The sequence below is a fragment of the Niastella populi genome (assembly GCF_002078015.1).
Taxonomy (GTDB): domain Bacteria; phylum Bacteroidota; class Bacteroidia; order Chitinophagales; family Chitinophagaceae; genus Niastella; species Niastella populi.
Genome location: NZ_LWBP01000194.1, coordinates 1 through 21,678, shown reverse-complemented (window position 1 = coordinate 21,678; position 21,678 = coordinate 1). Strand labels below are relative to the sequence as shown.

Genomic DNA, 21,678 nt, shown 5'->3' with positions numbered 1-21,678 from the left:
TGGGCCAAAGCTGGATTATAGGCGATGAAAATGTTCATATATATAATTTACAAATGTCGGTGAAGTGTATTTTGTTGTTAAATTACAGGCGGCTATTTACCAGACCGGTAAGTTTGTACACTGCATTTTCACTGGTAATTTACACAGTTCATGACCCGGACACCCTTGGATTCAAATAGTACACATGAGGATGCGTCACTGATCGTTCAGATACGGTCAGGCGACTATGATGCTTTTACCCTGCTCTATAATAAATACATCCGCCAGTTGACCCAGTACGGGCTGAAATTCATTCCCGATCTGCCTGCGGTGGAGGACTGCCTGCACGATGTATTCGTTTGGTTATGGGCTAACCGGCAAAAACTGAACATTCATTCTTCCGTTAAAAGTTACCTGTTTAAATCTCTGCGCACCACTTTGCTGCACTGGCTGCACAGGCAGGACCGCCTGCAAACGCTTACTCCCGGCGATGAGCAGTCGTACCGGTTCGAACTGCAGCTCACGCCCGAAACGCTTTTTCTGCATAATGAACAGCACCGCCAAATCAGGCAGCAGATCGAAAGCGTGCTGCTTACCCTCACCGCAAAACAAAAAGAAGTTATCTATCTGCGATATTATGAAGGATTGAATTTTGAAGACATTGCCCGCAATATGAACCTGTCGGTAAAAGCCTGTTACAAGCTGATGGGCCGGGCCATCGCTGTTTTAAGGGATAATATGGTTTGCAGTATATTATTTGTGATCTACTGTTGCCAGCCGGTTTTGTAAGGTTCCCGGTTGCCGGTTTCCCGGTAGGGTAAGCACTGTAAAAAGATAATCGCGGGCATAGAATTAAGGCCCCCGGAAACAGGTATCTGGTAACTTCTTCCTGTGATCTATAAGGTCCCAGTTTATACCCCTGCAACCTGTACACCCCCCTTACTCCCAAAAAAAATCAAAACCCATGGGGTAATTTCCCCGGCTTCCTCCTCTTAACTAAAACCGCGCGGTGACTTTTGATGCGAGTAGCTTGCTTTTCATTGTAAAACCATCATTAAATCAGTCACATGAGAAAATTAACATATGCCATTCCGATGGTAGTTTTGCTGCTATGGAGCGCAATTGCAACCGCGCAGGGAATTTTAAAAGGTACCATCACAAGCGAAAGTGGTGAACCGCTCTCCAATGCTTCGATCATTGTGGGCGGTAACAAAGGCGGTACGTCTACCGATACTACCGGTAACTACCGCCTTTCTTTACCTGCCGGTACTTACAGGATCCTGGTAACCAGTGTCGGTTTCAATCCGTATTCTATGAATGTAAAAGTCGATAACGGCACCGTTACAAAAGATATCGTGCTGCAGTTTGCCGTGGCCGATCTGAGCGAAGTGGTTGTTGCCGTGGGCAGCCGTGCTTCGCAACGCACCTTCACTACCACGCCATTACCTGTAGATAATATCAATGCCTCCGAACTCGTGAACTCGGGCCAGTTATCATTCGATAAAGCGCTCCAGTTACGCGTTCCTTCTTTCAATACCGTTAACACGCCGGTGAATGACGCCACCTCCTTACTCGATCCTTACGAGATCAGGAATATGGGTCCCAGCCGTACGCTCATACTCATCAACGGAAAACGAAAGAATCCAAGTGCACTCGTTTATATTCAAACGTCTCCCGGCCGTGGTGAAACCGGCGCCGATCTGGCTGCCATTCCTACTGAGGCCATCAAAAGGGTAGAGATCCTTCGCGATGGCGCTTCCGCCCAATATGGTTCTGACGCTATTGCCGGTGTAATGAACGTCATCTTAAAAGACCGGTTCGATTATACCAATTTCAAAATAGCCAGCGGCATAACGCATAAGGGCGATGGCTTTTCTGTTCTTACCAGCCTGAATGGCGGCGCCAATTTCGGCGGCAAGGGTTTTATCAATTATACCATCAATTTCCAGCGGGAGAACAAAACCAATCGCTCGGGCAATGTTGACGCCGAAGGCGACAATAACGACCTAAGCGCCGGCACCAGTGCCAGCCTGCAGGAAGTACAGGCCTACCTCGACCGTTTTCCCGATGCCAAAAATATCAGCGGCACCCCCACCAGTACGGCCACCAAATTCCTGGTGAATGCAGGTATCCCTGTCAGTGAAAACACGAACTTCTATGCCAATGCGGCTTATGTATATAAAAAGGTGCAGAGTTTTGCCAACTACCGTACACCATATTGGAAACAGGATTTCGGCCTGCTGCACCCGGCCGGTACCGAATACCTGGGTTACGGTCCTACTTTCGAAGGCGACCTGAACGACTATAACGCCACCGTGGGTTTTAAAACAATAAGGAACGGCTGGATGCACGATATCAGCTTTACCACCGGCGGTAATAAACAATTGTATACTGTAGAAAATACCGTGAACCACTCGCTTGGTTCAAAAAGCCCCATTCGCTTTAAACCCGGCGGGTATGCCTTCAATCATGTGGTGGGGAATATCGACATCAGCAAAGAGGTAACCGATAAACTGAGCATTGGTTTCGGAAGCGAATTCCGCAGTGAGAACTTCCAGATCTTTGCCGGCGATACCGCTTCGTATTCGGGCGAGGGCGCCAATTCTTTTCCCGGGGTAAATGAAGTGAACGCCATCAAGGTGAACCGCTTCAATATCGGCGGTTATTTCGATGTGAATTATGATATCTCAAAAGTATTCCTCGTAAACGGTACCGTTCGCGAAGAATATTACAGTGATTTCGGGAGCACATTCGTTTGGAAACTCAGCGGCCGCGCTAAGGTGATCGGTGATAAACTTACCCTGCGTTCTTCTATCTCTACCGGGTTCAGGGCGCCCAGTTTACACCAGATCAACCTGCAGATCGCGCAACAGAGCTTTGTGCCCGGACAAGGTATTCAAACAAAAGGGATCGTAAGTAATAAAAGTCCGCAGGCGCATTTGTTAGGCGTTCCCGCATTGAAGCCTGAGAAATCTGTGAATTTCACGGCCGGCTTTGGGTTCAACCCAACAAAGAATTTCAGCCTTACGGTTGACTATTATAACATCGATATCAAAGACCGTATCATCCTCAGCTCAAACATCACCAATACGGCGGCAGGAAATACCGAACTGGATGACGTATTGCGCAACAATGGCATCGTAGGCGTGAGCTTCTTTACCAATGGTATCCGTACCAGCACAGAAGGTATAGATGTGGTAGCTAATTATAAGAATATTGCTGTGGGCACCACCGGAAAACTGACGATCAACCTGGCCGGTAACTATACTTTATCGAACGAGCTCGATGGCAGTATTACCAATCCCAAACTGATCGGTGATGCCGGACAATCAACCTTTGACTACATTCAGGAAGCGCTGTTGCTTACCAGCCGCCCAAAATTCAAGGCAGTGCTGGCCGGTGACCTTACTTTAAACAAATGGAATTTTTTCCTGAATAATACGTTGTACGGTCCAACCAAATTCCGCAACGACGGGCTCGATAAAAACCTGCAACTCGAGTTCCTGACAAAAGCGGTTACCGATGTGAACATCGCCTACCAGTTCAGCAGCCGGATAAATGCTTCGATTGCAGTTAATAACATATTCAATATAACACCCGAATGGAAGTTGAAAGCACTGAACAGTAATGGCGACGCCGTTTTGAGCGATGCCGCCCTGGTGAAAAAGAATGTGAATGCTATTACTTTCAACGGCAGGTACAGCATGGTTACCTACGACGGATCACATTTTAGCCAATTAGGTACCACCTTTTTGGCAACGCTTAATTTTAAATTGTAGTTTTAAGACGCAGAAGGCTTAAGGCTAAAGGCAGAACGCTTACTCGCGGGTTTCGTAAATGGTTCCTGTTTTCGTTTTCGCGAGGTTTCGGTAGAAAAGCGGTAGGTAAATCCTGCATTTTGTATTTGGCCTTCGGCTTTTAGCCTTGAGCTTTCAGCGTATTTATTATGATATTATATACAAGAGCAACAACCGACACTGACCTTCAGCAGATCCTGGCATTGCAAAAACAAAATCTGGCGGCCGGCCTTTCGGCGGAGCAGATAGCGGCACAGGGTTTTGTAACCGTATCGCACAGTTTTGAAGACCTGAAGAAAATGAACGATATCGAGGCGCATGTGATAGCCAAAGAGGACGACCGCGTGGTGGGCTACCTGCTGGCCATGACGGTACACTCGAGATTCGATATACCTATTCTGATGCCGATGTTCGAGATGTTTGAGCAGGTGGAATTTGAACATAAAAAGATCGCCGCTTACCGGTATATGGTGGTGGGACAGGTTTGTGTGGCCGGGGGCTACCGGGGCAGGGGCATACTCGATGCAATGTATTCAGCGTACAGGAATTATTTTAAAGACAAATATGAGTTTGCCATCACGGAGATCGCGATCAGGAACCAGCGATCGATAAATGCGCATAAACGGGTTGGGTTTGAGTCGATCCACCAGTATCATGCACCGGATGGAGAAGCGTGGAGCATAGTTGTTTGGAAATGGAATAGTTAGTTTGTAGTTTATGGTTTGTTGTTTGTAGTTCATTCATTTCGGGCTTTCCTACAAGTTGCCAAAAGGCTGAAAGCGCGGCAGCAACTACAAACCATAAACCACAAACCATAAACTGTTACTTTGTTTGTCGGAGGAAACGACAGCATTCTTAAGAAACAAAAATGGACAAATACAAACAATACGAAGTAAATGATTTTCTTCGGGATGAATCATTTATCAATTGGGTGTTGAACCCCGGTGCGCCGGCTAACCAGAGCTGGACCGTATGGATGAAAGCCAATCCTGATAAAAGAGAAGCAGCACAGAAAGCGATTGATATGATCCGTTCCCTTGATTTTAAGAAGGAAACAGTTGCGGAAGAATTTTATGTGAACCTGAAACAACGGATAGATCGTACGATTGCAACGGCACAACCGGCCCCGGCCAAAATAAGGTCGTTTACAGGCCGGTGGATAAAAGCGGCCGCGGTGGTCGCGGGTCTGTTGACCGGTGCTGCGGTACTGTATTATGTAAGAAAACCGTCATATACCTATATTTCTACACCCTATGCAGCTATTAAAACGGCCTGGTTGCCTGATAGTACAGAAGTTGTATTGAATGCCAATTCATCTGTAAGGTATAGTAAAAGCCGTTTTGGCGGAATTCGGGAGGTGTTGATCACAGGTGAGGTGTTTTTCAAGGTTCGCCATATTGAAAATGATGGGAAAGCGCTGCCCTTTAAAGTGCATGCCGAAAATGCAGAAATAGAAGTGCTGGGCACTGAGTTCAACGTAAAAAGCATCAATCATTTCACTACAGTGATGTTACGCGAAGGCAAGGTAAGGTTCAGCATTCCGGGCGCCCACTCTGAAACCATCATGCAGCCCAACGATTATTGCTATTATGATGCAGCACAGGGGAAAATAATTACCCGTGTGGCCAAACCCGGTCTGTTCACCGCATGGATGGATCATAAATACCGTTTTGAGAACACTACGGTAAAAGAGGTATGTGAAACACTGCAGGCATATTATGGATACGACTTTATCGTACGCAACGATAGCCTCGGTAAACAAACGTTTTCGGGTACGCTTGAGTTGAAAAATGAACAGGTGATGCTGAGTGTGCTGGGGGAACTGTTCAAAACAAAAATTACAAAGGAGGGAAATCAGATTATTATTGAATAGAGCTGAAGGCTGAAGGCTGAAAGCTAAAGGCAGAAGGCTAAAGGTGGAATGCGGAAGGCCAAAAGCTAAACGCGGAAGGCCAAAAGCGCATAACCTTGCCTGTTTTTTTGTCGTTCTGTTTTCTGAGACTGTCGGCAGGATGCAAAACGAGCTTTACGAAATTCACGAGCAGGCATTAAGCCTTCAGCGTTAAGCCTTGAGCATATTATGGATTATGAGAAAAAGCCTGTATCATTATTGGCTTATTGCATTTATTTTAACGCTATGCACTGCAAACGCCGTGTACGGGCAGCGGATTGTCCGGAACGACAAAAACGGCAATTCTTCCCTGCTTACTGATCCGGCTGAAAACAGCCTGCCTTTAAAAGACGTAATTTCTGCACTGGAAAGAAAATTCCGCATCAGTATCCTTTACCGCGAACAACTGGTACAAAACAAGAATGTGCTTACTGATACCAGCGATGGAAACAGTGCGGAAAATGCATTGCGCAGCCTGCTTACCCCGTTCGGGCTAACCTTTAAAAAAGTATCACCCACACAGATCATCATCTCCGAAGCGCCCGGCCGCTATAAGGGAAATGCCGGTACCCCCGATTCAGCCGATGGTAAACAACACAATTTATTGATCGGCACTGTACGTAATGTAAAGAACGAACCGGTACAGGGCGTATCGGTGATCGTTATTGGCGTTGCCCGGGGAACGGTGACTGATGCACAGGGCAGCTACCGCCTGCCACTGGAAAATGGAACGCATAAAGTGTATTTCAGCAGTGTTGGGTATAACAGTTATATGACCACGGTAAAAATGCAGCGGGCGGCAGCGGTAAAGGATGTTACGCTGAACAATGCCGTCACCGATCTGAGCGGGGTAGTGGTGGCTGTGGGCAGCCGCGCTTCCCAACGTACATTCACCAATACTTCGTTGCCGGTTGATAATATCAACGGCGCCGATCTGCTCAGTACCGGTCAGTTAACGCTAGATAAGGCCTTACAGTTCCGTGCCCCATCGTTCAATACGGTGAACATGCCGGTGCACGACGCAACTTCGTTAAGCGATCCGTATGAGATCAGGAATATGGGGCCCTGCCGCACACTGATCCTGATCAATGGTAAAAGAAAGAACCCCGGTTCGCTGGTGTATATTCAAACCTCACCCGGCCGCGGGGAAACGGAAACCGATCTTTCGGCCATTCCCATGGATGCCATCAAACGCGTGGAGATCCTGCGCGATGGCGCTTCTGCCCAATATGGCTCCGATGCCATTGCCGGGGTGATGAATATAATTTTAAAAGACCGTTTTGAATATACCAGCTATAAAGCCAATACAGGTATAACAGGTAAGGGTGATGGATTTTCCATTGGCACCAGCATCAACAGCGGGGTGAATTTCGGCGACAGGGGTTTTGTTAACTATACCGTCAATTTTCAAAAAGAGAACCGCACCAACCGGCCGGGGAATGTGGATGCTGAACAGGATAATCTCGATCTGGGTGATGGAACGGCCGGCGGTTTGGAGGAAGTAAAAGCGTTCCTCGAACAATTCCCCGATGCGCGTAACGTAAACGGCACCCCGGCGCTTACTGCTGCCCGCTTCCTGGTAAATGCCGGTATACCGGTAAAGAACAACGGCTCGGTGTATGCCAACGCGGCTTATGTATACAAGAACATTCAAAGTTATGCCAACTACCGCACGGCTTACTGGAAACAGGACCCCTGGCATTTGTTACACGACACCTCATCAACCTATCTCGGTTTCGGCCCTACGTTTGCCGGCGATCTGAACGATTACAATGCCACGCTGGGGTATAAACAGGAGAAAGGATTATGGACTTCCGATATCAGTGTTACGGTTGGGGGCAACCGGCAACTGTATTCGGTTGATAATACCTGGAACCCGAGTATGGGCCAGAACAGTCCGACCACGTTCCGGCCAGGCGGCTACGCTTTTCATCATGTGGTAGGAAACGCCGATGTTACCCATATGGTGAATGAAAAATTATCGATCGCTTTCGGTACCGAATTCAGAAATGAAATTTTTACAATTATAGCAGGGGACAGGGCCTCCTACACCGGGATGGGCCCTATTTCATTTTCAGGCATCTCCAATATAAATGCCAATACATCGAGCCGGTTCAATATTGGCGGTTACTTCGATGTTAGTTATGATGTTTCCAGGTCGCTGCTGCTCAATGCTACGGCGCGGCAGGAATATTACAATGATTTTGGCGGCGCTTTTGTGTGGAAGGTAAGTGGCCGGAAAAAACTGGCCGGCGACATGCTAACGCTGCGTTCTTCGGTATCGACCGGTTTCAGGGCGCCCGGCCTGCACCAGGTTAACCTGCAGATCGTACAGCAGATCTTTTCGCCGGGGCTGGGCGTACAATCAAAAGGCGTTGTGAGCAACAAAAGCGCACAGGCGCAGGTGCTGGGTGTACCGGCGTTGAAACCAGAGCGGTCTGTAAACTTTACTGCGGGTTTTGGTTTGCGGCCATCGAAGCGCTTCAGCCTCACCCTCGACTATTATAATATCAGGATCCGCGACCGCATCATTCTGAGCTCAGACATTACACATACACCAGACAGGAATACACAGCTGGATGCTGTTTTAAGCGCCAATGGGATCATTGGCGTAAGTTTTTTTACCAATGGCATCAGCACCAATACGCAGGGCCTCGATCTTGTAGCCGCGTTTAAGAACATTCATGTTATGACCACCGGCCGCCTGGCGATCAACCTGGCCGGTAATTATACCATTGCGAATAATTTGCTGGGAGTGGTATCGAACCCCAAACTGATCGATGACGCCGGACAGGCCATATTCGATTATATGCAGGAAGCGTTGCTGCTTACCAGCCGCCCGAAATTCAAAGCGATCCTCGGCGGTGATCTGATCCTCAATAAATGGTCGCTGACGGTAAATAATACTTTGTTCGGCCCGGCTACATTTCGCAGTGAAGGGCTTGATGAGAATATTAAAATGGTCTTTCAAACTAAAATGGTCACCGATGCCAATATAGGTTACCAGTTCACCCCCTGGCTGGGCGCTTCCTTTGCCGCAAACAATATCTTCAACGTTTTGCCCCGGTATGTATTGAAGCCTTTGAATAATGCGGGCCGGGAATTATTGAACGATCCCGGAGAGGTAAGACGAAATGTCAATGCCGTCACCTTCAATGGCCGCTACCATATAGCTACGTACGATGGTTCCCACTTCAGTCAATCCGGCACTTGTTTTCTGTTGAGCATTAATTGTAAGTTGTAAAACGGATTTTTGATTTAAGATTTAGAGATTTTGAGATTTCTTTTGGTTCAGCATAATAACAAATCTCTAAATCCCAAAATCAGCAATTGCTACAGTTATCACAAAAGAAATATTTACGTTCTCTGTACCTGTTGTACCTTCGGGCCAACATTTCAGAAATGAATGCAGAACAACAACGACTACAGCAGCCCGACTGGAAAAGATGGGGCTCATATGTTTCAGACAGGCAATGGGGTACAGTGCGTGAAGATTATAGTGCCAATGGCGACGCCTGGAACTTTACCACGCACGATATGGCGCGCAGCAAAGCCTGGCGCTGGGGAGAAGAAGGTATTGCCGGCATCAGCGATGAGAAACAGTTGTTGTGTTTTGCGGTGGCCCTTTGGAATAAACGGGACCCCATACTAAAAGAGCGGCTTTTCGGATTGAACAACCAGCAGGGGAACCATGGCGAAGATGTTAAGGAGGTGTATTATTATCTCGATGCCACGCCCACGCATTCCTATATGAAAATGCTGTACAAGTATCCGCAGCAGGAGTTCCCTTATGAATGGCTGATAGAAGAGAATGCCCGCCGCAGCCGGCTGCAACCGGAATTTGAACTGATGGATACCGGTATTTTCAATGACGATAAATACTTCGATGTCTTTGTTGAATATGCCAAGGCCGGCACAGATGATATTCTTGTAAAAATAACCATTCACAACCGCGGTAAGGAAGATGCCAGTCTGCACGTGCTGCCAACCGTGTGGTTCCGCAATACCTGGTGCTGGGGACGCCATGATTATAAACCTTCGCTGTACAAGAATGGCGATCGCTCCATACGACTGGGGCATGAGAAGCTGAAAGTCTCTGATTTGTATTTCGAAGGCGATGGCCGCATGTTGTTCTGCAATAATGAAACCAATACCCGCCGCTTATATCATTTCGACAATAAAGAATTATATCCCAAGGATGGCATTGCCGAGCATTTGTTGCATGGCAAAAAAATGGTGAACCCGGCTATGATGGGCACAAAGGCGGCCATCGATTATGAGTTGACGATCGCCGCCGGTTCCAGCCATACCATTCGCCTGCGATTAAGCGACCAGGAATCAGCCGATGCGTTTGCCGGTTTTGATGAACTGTTTTCAAAACGGATGGAAGAAGCGGATAAATTTTATGCCGATCTGCAGGAGATCGTTGCCAACGAAGATGAGCGGCGTATTCATCGCCAGGCAATTGCCGGAATGTTGTGGAATAAACAATTCTATTCATACAAGGTGCAGCAATGGCTCGATGGCGATCCGGCAACACCGCCGCCCCCGCATCAGCGGTTGAATGGCCGCAATAACGACTGGAAACAACTCAATAACGAACATATCTTATCGGTTCCCGATAAATGGGAATTTCCCTGGTATGCCGCCTGGGACCTCGGGTTTCATTGCGTTACCATTGGCCTCGTTGATCCTGATTTTGCCAAACAGCAATTGCAAATGCTTACCGAGGAATGGTATATGCATCCGTCGGGCATGTTACCGGCTTATGAATGGTCGCTGGGCGATGCCAACCCGCCCATCCACGCCGGTGCGGTGTTCAGGATATTCCGCATGGATGCAAAGGCAAAAGGGGTGAAGGATTATGAGTTCCTGGAATCGATCTTTCATAAACTACTGATCAATTTTACCTGGTGGGTGAACAGGAAAGATGCCGAGGGAAACAATATTTTCGAAGGTGGTTTCCTTGGCCTTGATAACATCGGCGTTTTCGACCGCAGCGCACCGCTGCCCGAAGGGGTAACCGCCGAACAGGCCGATGCCACCAGCTGGATGGCCATGTATGCATTGAACATGCTGCATATTTCACTCGAGTTGGCAACTTACAACAAGGCGTATACGGGAATGGCCACCAAATTCTTTGAGCACTTCCTGTATATCGCCGGCGCTATGGCCAGCATGGGTAAGAACAATACCGGATTATGGGATGACGAGGATGGTTTCTTTTACGATCAGATGCATTTGAAAGATAAACAGATCGTAAAGCTGAAAGTGAAAAGCATGGTTGGACTTATTCCGTTATTTGCCGTTGAAGTGATTACCAAAGAAACGCTTGACAATAACCCCGTGTTTGCCGAAAGGATGAACTGGTTCCTGCGTCACCGCCCCGATCTGGCATTGCTGGTTTCGCGCTGGTACGAGGAAGGTAAACAGGATACACACCTGCTGAGTTTGCTGGGTGGCCATCGCATGAAAAGACTGCTGGGCCATATGCTCGATGAAACGCAGTTCCTGAGCGATTACGGGGTACGCTCGTTGTCGAAGGAATATGAAACGCATCCATACCGGATAAAAATAAACGGAGCCGATATGAGCGTACCGTATGTGCCGGGCGATAGTGACTGCGATATGTATGGCGGTAATTCCAACTGGCGCGGGCCGGTATGGATGCCCATGAACTTCCTGATCATTGAAAGTTTGCGCAAGTACCATTTTTATTACAGCGATGATTTTAAGATAGAATATCCCACCGCCTCGGGACATTTCTATACATTGAAGCAGGTAGGGAACGAATTGGCCTGCCGGCTTCTGCGTATTTTCAAAAGTGATAAAGATGGCAGGCGGGCAGTGTTTGGCGATAACGACAAATTGCAGAACGATCCGCATTTCAGGGATTACATTTTATTTCATGAGTATTTTCATGGCGACGATGGGCGTGGTTTGGGCGCCTCGCACCAAACCGGCTGGACGGGCCTCATTGCCAATATGATCATAATGAAGAATCAGGGTTTATAGCCGAAATTCGGGGTGCGGATAATTTTTAGGTTTGAAAAATGCAGTGTATCTTTAAGGAGATGATACGCACATTCTTTTTTGCCGCGATATTGTTTTCCGCTGTGGGTGTTAAAGCGCAGATGCCGCTTTCCTTTGGCGGTATGAATGGCATGCAGCCCGGTTACAGGCATTTTAGCCAGGTGGGTGACTCCAATAATCTCAAAAAGAAATGGTTCCTTACCAAATTTGCCGGCATTTCCACCGGCTTTGTTGCATTCAGGGGTGGGAGCGGTACCTTTGTTTCCGCGCCAGTTGGCGTACAACTTAACAGGCAATTAACAAATAACCTGTACGCGTTCGCCAACGTTTCTGTTGCGCCAACATATTTCAATTTCAACGGGGCGTTTTATCAACCGGGTATTGGCAAGTTCAACAACGTTGGTAACCCCAACAAATTTGACATCAACCCGGCGGCACAAATCGGTCTGATGTATGTGAATCCCGAAAGAACATTCTCCATATCCGGTAGCATTGGGGTAAGCAGAAATAACTATTATGGATATGGCGTTGGTCCCATTTATAATCCGGCCGATCCTTCAATGTTTGGAAATAACAGGCAATTTTACAGGTAATTTTCGGCGACTCATCGAAGAAACGAAAAAATAAAACATTATATAACAGAAAGGCCGCACATGTGCGGCTTTTCTGTTGTAGAGTGATTGTTATCAATAAAAAAAGGTTCGCATTGCTGTGAACCTTTTTTTGTATGGTCTGTCTGCGTATGAAGCATTTATTTAACCTTCAGGCTGTCGGCCAGGATCTTCATAAAGAATCCGCCGACAACACTTCTGGCCTTGAAATTTTCCCGGATGCCGGTGATCGCATCGTAAAAATCGTTAAGGGGAACACGTGATCCGGTTTCGAGAGAATGCCGGTAAACGGGTGTTATCAGCTTCTCAAACTGGTCTTGTTGCGGAGCGAAAGTGGCGGTCCACAGGATCCAGTCGTTCTTGGTGTACGTTTTGCGGCTATCCAGTGGCAAGCCGAATTTCTGTTGCCTTGTAAGATAGTATTGGGTTTCTATGTCGTACACCTTTTGTGGAAAAAGGCGAAGATCGAGCACTTTATCCCATATAAGATTGTACTTCTGGCTCCAGGTTTCTTTGTTATCGAAGGTGAGACTGTAGTGGTCACCGGCGTCTGCCATCTCCATCCATTGGGGAACCATGCTTTCAGCAATCTGCCGGTATTTCTTTGCAGTTTCGGTTTCGCCTAACATCTCTGCCATCTGCGCATAACAGGCGATTGCAACAATTGCCTTTACTGACAGGTTTGCATTACGTGCCAGGTGGCCGGCAAAATCATCGGTGCAAAGCTGCGTTTTGGGATCGAGCCCTTCTTTTGTCAGATAATCAACCCAGGTGGTCAGCGTTTTCCAGTGCAATCTGGCATAATTCGCATTTCCCTGCACTTTAGCTATTGCCGCTGTCAGTATGATCATATTGCCCGATTCTTCTACAGGCATAGGTTCACCGTAAGTTTGACCATTGGCGATAGGATAAGTTCCAAGGTCATGTGCTGCCCAGGGATGCGCATACTTACCGGATTCACTGAAATAAAAAATGCCATTCAGCATACCCTGAACCAATTCCGGGTTATAAAGCAGGTATAACGGGGCCGATGGATACGTTACGTCTACCGTGTTGATGAAGCCTCCGCTATTATTTTCCTTGGAAAGCCACAGCGTTTCTCCTTTCGGACTTTTTACCAGCGTGTGCGCTGCGATGCTTTGACGGTAAGCCAGCGCACAAAGGTGCGCATACTTACTGCCACCAGCTTTGGTTGCTTCGTTATTCAGATCCTTATCAAAAGCCGCACACTTCTCCATAACAGATTTATATTCTTTTGCCGCTGCAGCCAGCTGGCCTTCTATCGTTTGTTTACCATCATTATTCCACCAGGGGCGCAGGTTGGTGTTGAAATATTGCACAGAAAATAATTCGTCATACCCAAGCATCACCTGACTTTCTACAGGTACTTTTGCTACTGTGCCGATGGGAATTACGGTGTTCAGCGAAAGAGACTTTCCGTTTGAAGCGGTTGAAACTACAGATCCACTACTGAAGGCGCTGGCGGCGTCAGGGCTTTTTGTGATAAACTGCACTGCACCGGACGACCGGGGTACAGCTACATAAAAATATCCCCAATCAATTCGCATATCGTCAGCTCCTTTTTTAAGTACAGGTTGTTCTACCGTGCCGGTCTTTAATATTGACAAACCGCCTGCATTATACTTCCGGGTAGATACTTTTTGCGCTGGTTGGTACACCGCCATATTTGAGGAAGCGCCCAAAAACACTTTAACGTTGTGTTTTTTTTCATCATTGGCCTTTACCGCATAGGTGATATATGAAACAGGCCGTGCAAGCAACTTCATATCGTTCAGCAACAGGGGAGAAGTAAACGTCACTTTCAGATCGACATTGCCACAGGTGAAATCATAGATAGTTCGGGTTGCAGTGACCTCAACATTTTTTTGTTCAGCCAACGCAATTGTGTCGTTATTGTTTTTGACTTTATCAACCAGTCCAAAATCCAGGAACCTGCCGCCTGCGGTATTTTTCAAATGGATGGCAATAACATTCCGGCCGGTTGTAAGATCAGCTTTATCAATGGGATGATATTGAAAGGAATTCGTCCAGCCCACTTTGTCATATACTTTTTTCCCGTTCAAAAACACTTCGATATTGTCGTCATGATTCAACTTCAGCAAAAGCTCGTTGATGCCGGCGAGGTTGGTTACATTAAAAGACCTTCTTACCCAGATGTGGCTTGATCTCCAACTTGTTTTTGCGGTCTTTTCGTTATCGCCAATAGGAGCCTGACCCGATTTCCAGCTGGCATCGTTGAAATTCGCCGACGTCCAGTCGCCCTGCGGCTGCGTTTCGGTATAGCGAACTTTGTAGGCAGTTTCATCGGAAGCATTGACGATCGTTTTATAATTGGCCTCAACTTTACCCATGAAACGGAAAATACGGCCATCAACATTGATCAATCCTAGTAAAGAATTATCTGCACCGGTCCAGTGTTGCGTTGTTGATGCATTCAACTGATCGGTGGTTGACCAAACGCTAAAATATGTATTGTGCGTGATGAGCGGATAGGCGGGTGCTTGTCTGTCCTGGGAATAGATGCAGGTTTTTGCAAGCAGTCCTGTAATTACGGCAAGTACTTTAAGGATGTTCAATCGCGTCATGTAAAATATCGTTGTTCAATGAAAAAGAGAAGCAAAGTAAATAATCGGCGGTTCTCCGCTAGTGCAATTTGTTTCAATCTTTGTGCAATTTGTTTCAATATGATCAATATGCCTGCAGCCTTTCACGCTGCCGGTTGTCCCAAACCTTTTGAACTTTTGATGTTACCTGCGACGATGTACAATAACAAACCTGCCTCTAAAGTTTCATGTATATGCTAGATTGGCCGGGATTGCTGTTGTGGTCGTAGTATGCTTTCCCTTTTGTGAGCGGCCTGTAAGAAGTCATCTCACTGAAGTAGTCAATGGACCGTGAGCGTTAAATTTTTTTGAAAAAAAATTTAACCAAAATGCGTGTAAATAAAAAACGATCCTTAATTTTGGCGCCCGATCGATATAAAGCACTTAAGATATTGATAGACAAGGGAGTTTAGCTCAGTTGGTTCAGAGCATCTGCCTTACAAGCAGAGGGTCGGCGGTTCGAGCCCGTCAACTCCCACAAACAAGAAGGTTCACAGTAATGTGAGCCTTTTTTATGCCTTTTTACGTTTATATATTGCATTCTTCTACACTCGGCCGATACTATATTGGTCACACTGATAACAATTTGGGATCAGGTCAAAAAAATGGGGGATTATAGTCAAACATGGTAGGGTAATGGTACCTGCATTGTACGTTAATGGTAGCCAGATAGCCGGGGTATTGTACTGAGATACGCCGGGGATTGCCTGCGGCCCCTCTACCGATACCTTGTGTGTGAGGCAATCGCCAGTGTGTCATCAGACAATCTGTAGGTTGTACCCGGGTTATTCACATAAATACAACTACCCGTTTCAGTATACTTTCATTGGCTTTTATCTATAGTTTAACCGGAGTGCAAGGCCCTTGCAAATGCACTCCGAAGCCATTACCATAAGATTTACATCCCGTAAAGGTTCTCGTGAAGGTCCCGTGAGGGTCTCGTAAAGGTCTTGTGAAAGTCTCGTGAAGGTCCCGTGAGGGTCTGGCGATTGTCTTGTGTAGAAAGAATGCTGATTGCGGAATGAGTAATAAATGCTGTCAATGGTATAACCTGGTGCAATATACTAAAAAAGGGAAAAATGGCCCGAATACATTCTATATTAAGAATAACCATTCCTGCTCCCCAACTTTTCAGCATGATCCACGATTTGGGATCACAGGGACATCCTGGCGTCTGACGGGGAAAATAAGTGTGATTAAATAACAAGGTTCAATGTAAACAGGGTGCAACATAGTTTTGATGCACCCTGTTTTTATTTTAGATTTGTTATTGGGGCAACACCCATTTTAAATTATTACCATCCTTTTCAGCCCGTCTTTTAAACCTGTCAATATCTGACTGCTCCTGACGATAATAAATATTCATGGGAAAAACCTTTAACCTGGGCATGATACATCCTTTTCTCACAAGGTCATAAAACAAATGATAAGGAATATAGGCGAGGTATTTTTTCAAGCCATCATGGTCTTCATCAATTATATAATAGCCGGAACTGCGCGACCTTCCAAAACTCTGAAGGTCGTCACCTGTATTCAGGGCTCAGTCTTAAAATATGCGCTAACGTTGTTTACGAAGAGGAGAAAGCTGTTATCCCGACTTATAGTCATCCCGACCTATGGTCGTGAGGGTCGGCGGTTTCCTGCCTGGCGGAATCAACTCCTGCATTTTTTAATGCTCAGCAGTTATGCAGGGCTTTATTTTTTATGTCTACCGGGCAAATCAAACCACACGGCATACCTACGCTCTCTTTTTAATCGGGTACCTGATGGAGTCAGGTACCCGATTAAGCCATTCTCAGGTCCTTCGTTTATTTTTGATGCATCCACTTTTTTTGTGGCTATCGTTCAATCAAGCCGTTTTATGAACTTACCAGATGGCGAACATCGTTTGCTTCCAGTACATTGAACCGGCCATTAACATACGACACACGATAAAGGCAGGTATTGCTATGGCCAAAGTTTGTCATACAACTGATAGGCGACTGGGTGAGCATACACAGCAATACCAGCAATGAGCGACCGTGCATGCATACGAGTACCCGCTTTTCATCTGACCTGGAGAGAATAACGTCCAGCGCTTCCTGAAGGCGCCTGGAAACCTGATTGGGGCTTTCACCTTTTTCAAATGACAGGTCACATTGTCCGCTCTGCCAGCAGTTATTCATATCGCGGAATGCGCTCACCCAATCTTCCTTACTTTCCTTGCCCTCCCAAATGCCAAAAGACAGTTCATCAAGCCCCGGCAATTGTTCCCAGGGTGTACCCTGTTCTATAAAACCTTTTACCGTTTGATGAGTACGCTTAAGGGCGGATGTATACACCTTATCAAAGGACACGTTTTTGTAATACTGGTAAAATGCATCCCCCTGTTTTCTTCCCAACTCATTAAGGTCAGTATTTACTCCTCTTCCCTGCACTATGCCCAACTTATTATAATCGGTTTCCCCATGCCTGATGATATAGAGCTCTTTATCCATAACTATTTCCTTTAAGCTTCGCAAGATACTATAATATCGGAAATTGTCTGAGCTGTCAGATTTACTGCACTAATAAATAACTTAGGTTTATAGTCTTTTGCTACTGTACAAATAGCAGGGTATTTGACCGTTTAGCCGTTTATAAATAGAACCTGCAATAAATAATATCAGCAGTACCAGCAGAGCTCTGCCAATTATTGGATCGGTTATATCCTTTGCCAGGGGATGCCCAACGGGAATTTGGGTAAATGTTTCATTGACGGTAGGAAGCCATGAAGATCATTTTCCTTAATACTCAAAGGGAATTATTAATTTAGGTGACACAAAATATGCAATCAAATGAGAAAATTGATCTTCGGAATCAATCTGACAATAGATGGCTGTTGCGACCATACTAAAATGAATGGTAGTGTTGAAATACATGAATATTTTACCAGTTTGATGCGTGGTGTTGACCTGCTTGTTTATGGGCGTAAAACCTATGAGTTGATGGTGCCTTTTTGGCCCGATGTCGCAAAGAACAACTCGGGTGATACAAAATCAATGAATGAATTCGCTCATACATTTAACGCAATCGATAAAGTTGTTTTTTCACGATCATTGCCCGACGCTGAAGAAAAGAATACGCGCATTGTGCGTACGGACCTTCAGGACGAAATACTTAAATTGAAACAGGCCCCGGGAGGAATTATTTCAACAGGTGGCGTAGCGCTGCCTTCACAACTAATGGAACTTGGTTTAATTGATGAGTACTATATAGTAGTTCACCCAGTAGTGGCGGGCGAGGGGAGACGGTTATTTGATGGCGCCATCCTGCCGCAGTGTGTACAATTAAAGCTGGCAGCGTCAAATACGCTTACATCAGGATGTGTTGCGCTTCACTACCTTAAAGAATGAAAGTATATAAACTAACGACAAAAGCCGGAGCAAAACCCCGGCCTTTACAGTTCTTTATGCAATATACTAATTATAGTAACAGAGATAGGCTACATCCACGTCACACATAACTTCAAATGACGAATTGGCGGCTATTTCAAAACTATCATCCTTTTTGTACATGGTCCATTCGCCGCCGCTCACCTTTGCACTCACGATACCTGCAATAATCACCATAGTTTCAGGCGAAGAGGTGTTAAACACATAGCTTCCCTTTTTCATAACTCCAACGGTTGCTTTCCCTTTCTCTGTTTCAATGCCGAGGCTTTGAACTTTTCCATCAAAGTATACGTTATGCGAAACTGCATCCTTTAGGTTCAATGAACTATTTGAACTACTCATAATTTAAAGTGTTAATCGTTGATTATAGTTTTGATGTCCTTTAACAAAGGTAGGCTTTTAAATCTTTTCCGTTACCGGGCGGAAAGAACGAATGCACGCGTTGCCTATTACAACCAATTCTTTAAATGGGTTTCTGCTGTTGCGCCCTGGCAGTTTCCGGCGCCAATTCATTTTTAATTCAGATAGAGTTTCTCAAAATGCTTAGTATTGGAATTTTGGAATGATTTATTATCCTTTGCGAAAAGGGCCCGATAAAAAAAGGAAGATCGGCTACATCGAGGCCCGGTGAAATGACTATCAGGTCTGCCATAAACTGTTCTGCTTTTAACAATACACTTTCTGCAACATTTCTGTTGTTGGTTTGGCTAACTGTAATTTCGATACGGCTATCTCGAAATTTGTTTTTCAAATCGTCTACTGCCGATAGAAACTGAGGTATCGCCTTAGTGCTTTTGACTGAAGTGATACCCATAATTTTTACGACGCATTTGCTGTAATTAACCAAAACAGTTTGTTCAATGATTTCAAAAAGGCGTAATGAAAAAACAGTTTGTTGTACAGGAAGTAATATCTTTTCAAATTGGCAGGATGTTATTCCTTCAGGTATCAACAACACCGGGCAACTGGCCCTTTTAATTACGTAGTAGGCATTGGAACCAATAAACAATTCCCGTGTTCCCGAAATGCCATGTGAACCCATAACTACGAGACAGGCTTTATGGTCAAAGGCGGTTTTGGCAATCACCTGTCCAACCATGCCCTCAGCCATTATTATCTCTGTTTTAATGCCATGTTTCAGTTGTATGGTTTCTGCCATGGCATCAAAGATTTCCCTGCCACTTGCCGGTGGCTTACCCTCGTCAACATCGTCTATTATATCGTTGATATGTAAAATTTGTATTATGGCATCATCATTCACGGCAATATGTATTGCAACTTCCAGTGCCTTCAACGAACTTTTACTGAGATCGGTCGGTACGATAATCTTTTTCATTTGAAGAAAGGCTTATTAGCTTAATGCCACGATATTATCAGTATTATTAATATAAGTTTATTTTATTGCATCAATTCGGGCAATTTAACGCACTTTGCTTATGCTTAATAAAGAGGCATATTAGAACGTGATTAGAATTGTGGAATGGTATCGAAAGAGATCTGCGAATACGATGCATGATATCAGGCTGGCAAATCCGGATCTTCGACCATAAAACGGGAGGGACTAAGAGGTAATTACCGGGGAGGTGTTTTAAGGTGTTTTTAAGGTCGGGTTAAGTATTTTTATGTTTTCGTTACGCTATCGCTTATTTAAGTCGTATTTTTTTTAAAGGGTTAACAAACGCCATTGACAATTTCAATGGCGTTTTTTTTACGAAACAATATTAGGGGCATCCATAACAGAAATGCCACATCCCGTTTTTAAAATGGAATGCTGCCGGCAGATATGCATGATGGCGTGGGATGGTGGAATTGTTCAGGGAGAAGGGTATGAACCCAGCGACTGAAATTCAGTTTGCTGACAGGTTTGTTTATTTTTAACGTTACAACGCTTGCAAATGCAGCAAAGATCTATGTTACAAATATGCAATACTGGTTTATATTCGAATTGCGTTTACGTTTATTCAATTTTTTGTAGCCGGTGCATTGATATGGTTAGCCAATTTAAAAAATAGATAGAACGGCTATATATAAGCCGTGGGTATTACTATTTCCCAGGAATGTGTGAATAGGTACGATATAAGGGTTGACTTATAGCATGGGCAAACTTTCTTCGGCCCCGGGAATGTTACCTGCGGGTATCGCAAGCACCGGTATGTGGGAATGAATAGCCATTTTCTTTGTTTCACTTCCTTTGAATATTTTTTCCCAGAAACCTTTAGGATATGTAATCATGGAAACTATGTCAAGTTTGTTTTTCTCTTCATAAGCATTAACGGCATCCTCGAAATCCTTTCCCTCCAACAATTCGCCCTGAAAAATTACTCCGGGAAATGTCTTCCGCAGGTAATCCAGGTAATTATACAGGCTGCGTGTATCAGACATATATTCTACGGCACCTTTCTTCTCCTTATCGACGAAAATGATGACATAGATTTTTGCGAAGAATAACTTTGCCAGTTCAATTACAGGAGTAAGAAGGATATTGCTTTTTTCAAAATGGTTTGTTGCAAACAAAATGCCGTCAGGTTCTTCGGGCTGGTAATCTACAGGGATGGCCAGTACAGGGAATTTTGAATGACCGATTACCTTCGACGTGACGCTGCCTATTAGCAATTCTTTTAATCCTGTGGCGCCTTTGGTGCCCATTATTATCATGTCAATGTCATTATTTCCGGAAAATTCAGCGATTGTTGCACTGATATCTCCGGATAGCACAGCGGTTTCGATAGTAATTTCAGGATGGCTGTTCAAAATGATCGTTTTTACAGACTCAACCTCCCGCATTCTCATATGTAAGGTTTCTTTAAGGTATTTCTCATGCAGGGGAAATGGCTGGTGTATTTTTTCGTCAACAGGCTCAATCACATGCACCAAATACAACGCTGCATTGGCTTTTCGGGCAACAACGCCTGCATATAATGCAGCTTTTAACGCATTTTCTGAAAAATCGGTTGGAATAAGTATTCTTTTCATTGCCTGAGTAATTGTAATCCACAATTTCATTGAAGAATACCTGGGATAATATGATGCAGATCAATCTGATATATGATCTTTGACCATCTTTTAATGGCATTCTAACATGAGCTTAACGCCTGTCAAGGGTTGAGGTAGTAAGTTGTGCACATGGATAAAAGGTTATTTATAGTTTCCAGCAGATTACCCATTACCATAGATGAAGAAAATGGCGTACAACCTGCATCGGGCGGCCTCGTAACGGCGATCAATGGATATGTGCGCAACAGCAATCAACAGCAGTTCTCTACAGTTTACTGGGCCGGGGTGCCCGGTTGTTCAAAAAATACATGGTCAGAAAATGCAGAAAATATCATT

General features: G+C 45.3%; 14 protein-coding genes and 1 tRNA gene. 10 read left to right on the top strand and 5 right to left on the bottom strand.

Features of this window, described 5'->3' with window-relative positions; translation table 11 throughout:
- Window positions 1-150 precede the first annotated feature (150 nt).
- The 7 genes from A4R26_RS20430 to A4R26_RS20400 all read left to right on the top strand — a co-directional run bounded on the left by A4R26_RS20430 (window position 151) and on the right by A4R26_RS20400 (window position 12,293).
- Window positions 151-768, top strand: a complete 618-nt coding sequence (locus tag A4R26_RS20430) for an RNA polymerase sigma factor (protein WP_081167593.1) — start codon at window positions 151-153, stop codon at window positions 766-768.
- A 278-nt stretch (window positions 769-1,046) separates the two neighbouring features.
- Complete coding sequence (locus tag A4R26_RS20425) at window positions 1,047-3,758, top strand: TonB-dependent receptor (RefSeq protein WP_081167589.1); 2,712 nt, start codon at window positions 1,047-1,049, stop codon at window positions 3,756-3,758.
- A 167-nt stretch (window positions 3,759-3,925) separates the two neighbouring features.
- The gene (locus A4R26_RS20420; protein ID WP_165760349.1) at window positions 3,926-4,483 is read left to right on the top strand and encodes a GNAT family N-acetyltransferase; all 558 of its coding nucleotides are present in this window, start codon (window positions 3,926-3,928) and stop codon (window positions 4,481-4,483) included.
- A 161-nt stretch (window positions 4,484-4,644) separates the two neighbouring features.
- Window positions 4,645-5,649 carry a FecR family protein gene (locus A4R26_RS20415; RefSeq protein ID WP_081167586.1) on the top strand — a complete coding sequence of 335 codons (1,005 nt, stop codon included), beginning with the start codon at window positions 4,645-4,647 and terminating at the stop codon, window positions 5,647-5,649.
- Window positions 5,650-5,863: 214 nt separating this feature from the next.
- Window positions 5,864-8,911, top strand: coding sequence for a TonB-dependent receptor (locus A4R26_RS20410; RefSeq protein ID WP_081167582.1), 3,048 nt, complete (start codon window positions 5,864-5,866; stop codon window positions 8,909-8,911).
- Window positions 8,912-9,069: 158 nt separating this feature from the next.
- Window positions 9,070-11,682 carry an MGH1-like glycoside hydrolase domain-containing protein gene (locus A4R26_RS20405; protein ID WP_081167578.1) on the top strand — a complete coding sequence of 871 codons (2,613 nt, stop codon included), beginning with the start codon at window positions 9,070-9,072 and terminating at the stop codon, window positions 11,680-11,682.
- Window positions 11,683-11,741: 59 nt separating this feature from the next.
- Window positions 11,742-12,293, top strand: a complete 552-nt coding sequence (locus A4R26_RS20400; RefSeq protein WP_081167574.1) for a hypothetical protein — start codon at window positions 11,742-11,744, stop codon at window positions 12,291-12,293.
- Window positions 12,294-12,451: 158 nt separating this feature from the next.
- On the opposite strand, the gene A4R26_RS20395 is transcribed toward A4R26_RS20400, so the two are convergent.
- Window positions 12,452-14,917 (bottom strand): glutaminase family protein, encoded by a 2,466-nt coding sequence (locus A4R26_RS20395; RefSeq protein WP_081167570.1) that lies wholly within the window; start codon window positions 14,915-14,917, stop codon window positions 12,452-12,454.
- 421 nt (window positions 14,918-15,338) lie between these two features.
- Here A4R26_RS20395 and A4R26_RS20390 point away from each other — a divergent pair.
- A tRNA-Val gene (locus A4R26_RS20390) sits at window positions 15,339-15,413 on the top strand.
- A gap of 1,381 nt (window positions 15,414-16,794) precedes the next feature.
- On the opposite strand, the gene A4R26_RS20385 is transcribed toward A4R26_RS20390, so the two are convergent.
- Window positions 16,795-17,412 carry a histidine phosphatase family protein gene (locus A4R26_RS20385; RefSeq protein WP_081167566.1) on the bottom strand — a complete coding sequence of 206 codons (618 nt, stop codon included), beginning with the start codon at window positions 17,410-17,412 and terminating at the stop codon, window positions 16,795-16,797.
- 339 nt (window positions 17,413-17,751) lie between these two features.
- Here A4R26_RS20385 and A4R26_RS20375 point away from each other — a divergent pair, with 339 nt between their 5' ends.
- The gene (locus A4R26_RS20375; protein WP_081167563.1) at window positions 17,752-18,309 is read left to right on the top strand and encodes a dihydrofolate reductase family protein; all 558 of its coding nucleotides are present in this window, start codon (window positions 17,752-17,754) and stop codon (window positions 18,307-18,309) included.
- A 66-nt stretch (window positions 18,310-18,375) separates the two neighbouring features.
- Here the strand turns inward: A4R26_RS20375 and ppnP are convergent, their stop codons facing one another.
- The 3 genes from ppnP to A4R26_RS20360 form a co-directional block, all read right to left on the bottom strand.
- Window positions 18,376-18,690, bottom strand: a complete 315-nt coding sequence (ppnP, locus tag A4R26_RS20370; protein WP_081167558.1) for a pyrimidine/purine nucleoside phosphorylase — start codon at window positions 18,688-18,690, stop codon at window positions 18,376-18,378.
- Between the two features lie 178 nt (window positions 18,691-18,868).
- Window positions 18,869-19,684 carry a universal stress protein gene (locus A4R26_RS20365; protein WP_081167555.1) on the bottom strand — a complete coding sequence of 272 codons (816 nt, stop codon included), beginning with the start codon at window positions 19,682-19,684 and terminating at the stop codon, window positions 18,869-18,871.
- A 752-nt stretch (window positions 19,685-20,436) separates the two neighbouring features.
- Window positions 20,437-21,321: a universal stress protein gene (locus A4R26_RS20360; RefSeq protein WP_165760348.1), complete on the bottom strand. Its 885-nt coding sequence runs from the start codon at window positions 21,319-21,321 to the stop codon at window positions 20,437-20,439.
- Between the two features lie 150 nt (window positions 21,322-21,471).
- Between A4R26_RS20360 and A4R26_RS20355 the strand changes: the two genes are divergently transcribed.
- A partial coding sequence (locus tag A4R26_RS20355; protein WP_207625793.1) for a hypothetical protein occupies window positions 21,472-21,678 on the top strand: 207 nt, incomplete at its 3' end.

What these genes read in the sequence shown, in the direction of transcription:
- A4R26_RS20375 (WP_081167563.1), top strand. Translation starts at nt 17,752, where the DNA reads ATGAGAAAATTGATCTTCGGAATCAATCTGACAATAGATGGCTGTTGC.
- A4R26_RS20415 (WP_081167586.1), top strand. Translation starts at nt 4,645, where the DNA reads ATGGACAAATACAAACAATACGAAGTAAATGATTTTCTTCGGGATGAA.
- A4R26_RS20400 (WP_081167574.1), top strand. Translation starts at nt 11,742, where the DNA reads ATGATACGCACATTCTTTTTTGCCGCGATATTGTTTTCCGCTGTGGGT.
- A4R26_RS20425 (WP_081167589.1), top strand. Translation starts at nt 1,047, where the DNA reads ATGAGAAAATTAACATATGCCATTCCGATGGTAGTTTTGCTGCTATGG.
- A4R26_RS20385 (WP_081167566.1), bottom strand. Translation starts at nt 17,412, where the DNA reads ATGGATAAAGAGCTCTATATCATCAGGCATGGGGAAACCGATTATAAT.
- A4R26_RS20360 (WP_165760348.1), bottom strand. Translation starts at nt 21,321, where the DNA reads ATGAAAAGAATACTTATTCCAACCGATTTTTCAGAAAATGCGTTAAAA.
- A4R26_RS20420 (WP_165760349.1), top strand. Translation starts at nt 3,926, where the DNA reads ATGATATTATATACAAGAGCAACAACCGACACTGACCTTCAGCAGATC.
- ppnP (WP_081167558.1), bottom strand. Translation starts at nt 18,690, where the DNA reads ATGAGTAGTTCAAATAGTTCATTGAACCTAAAGGATGCAGTTTCGCAT.
- A4R26_RS20405 (WP_081167578.1), top strand. Translation starts at nt 9,070, where the DNA reads ATGAATGCAGAACAACAACGACTACAGCAGCCCGACTGGAAAAGATGG.
- A4R26_RS20395 (WP_081167570.1), bottom strand. Translation starts at nt 14,917, where the DNA reads ATGACGCGATTGAACATCCTTAAAGTACTTGCCGTAATTACAGGACTG.
- A4R26_RS20365 (WP_081167555.1), bottom strand. Translation starts at nt 19,684, where the DNA reads ATGAAAAAGATTATCGTACCGACCGATCTCAGTAAAAGTTCGTTGAAG.
- A4R26_RS20410 (WP_081167582.1), top strand. Translation starts at nt 5,864, where the DNA reads ATGAGAAAAAGCCTGTATCATTATTGGCTTATTGCATTTATTTTAACG.
- A4R26_RS20430 (WP_081167593.1), top strand. Translation starts at nt 151, where the DNA reads ATGACCCGGACACCCTTGGATTCAAATAGTACACATGAGGATGCGTCA.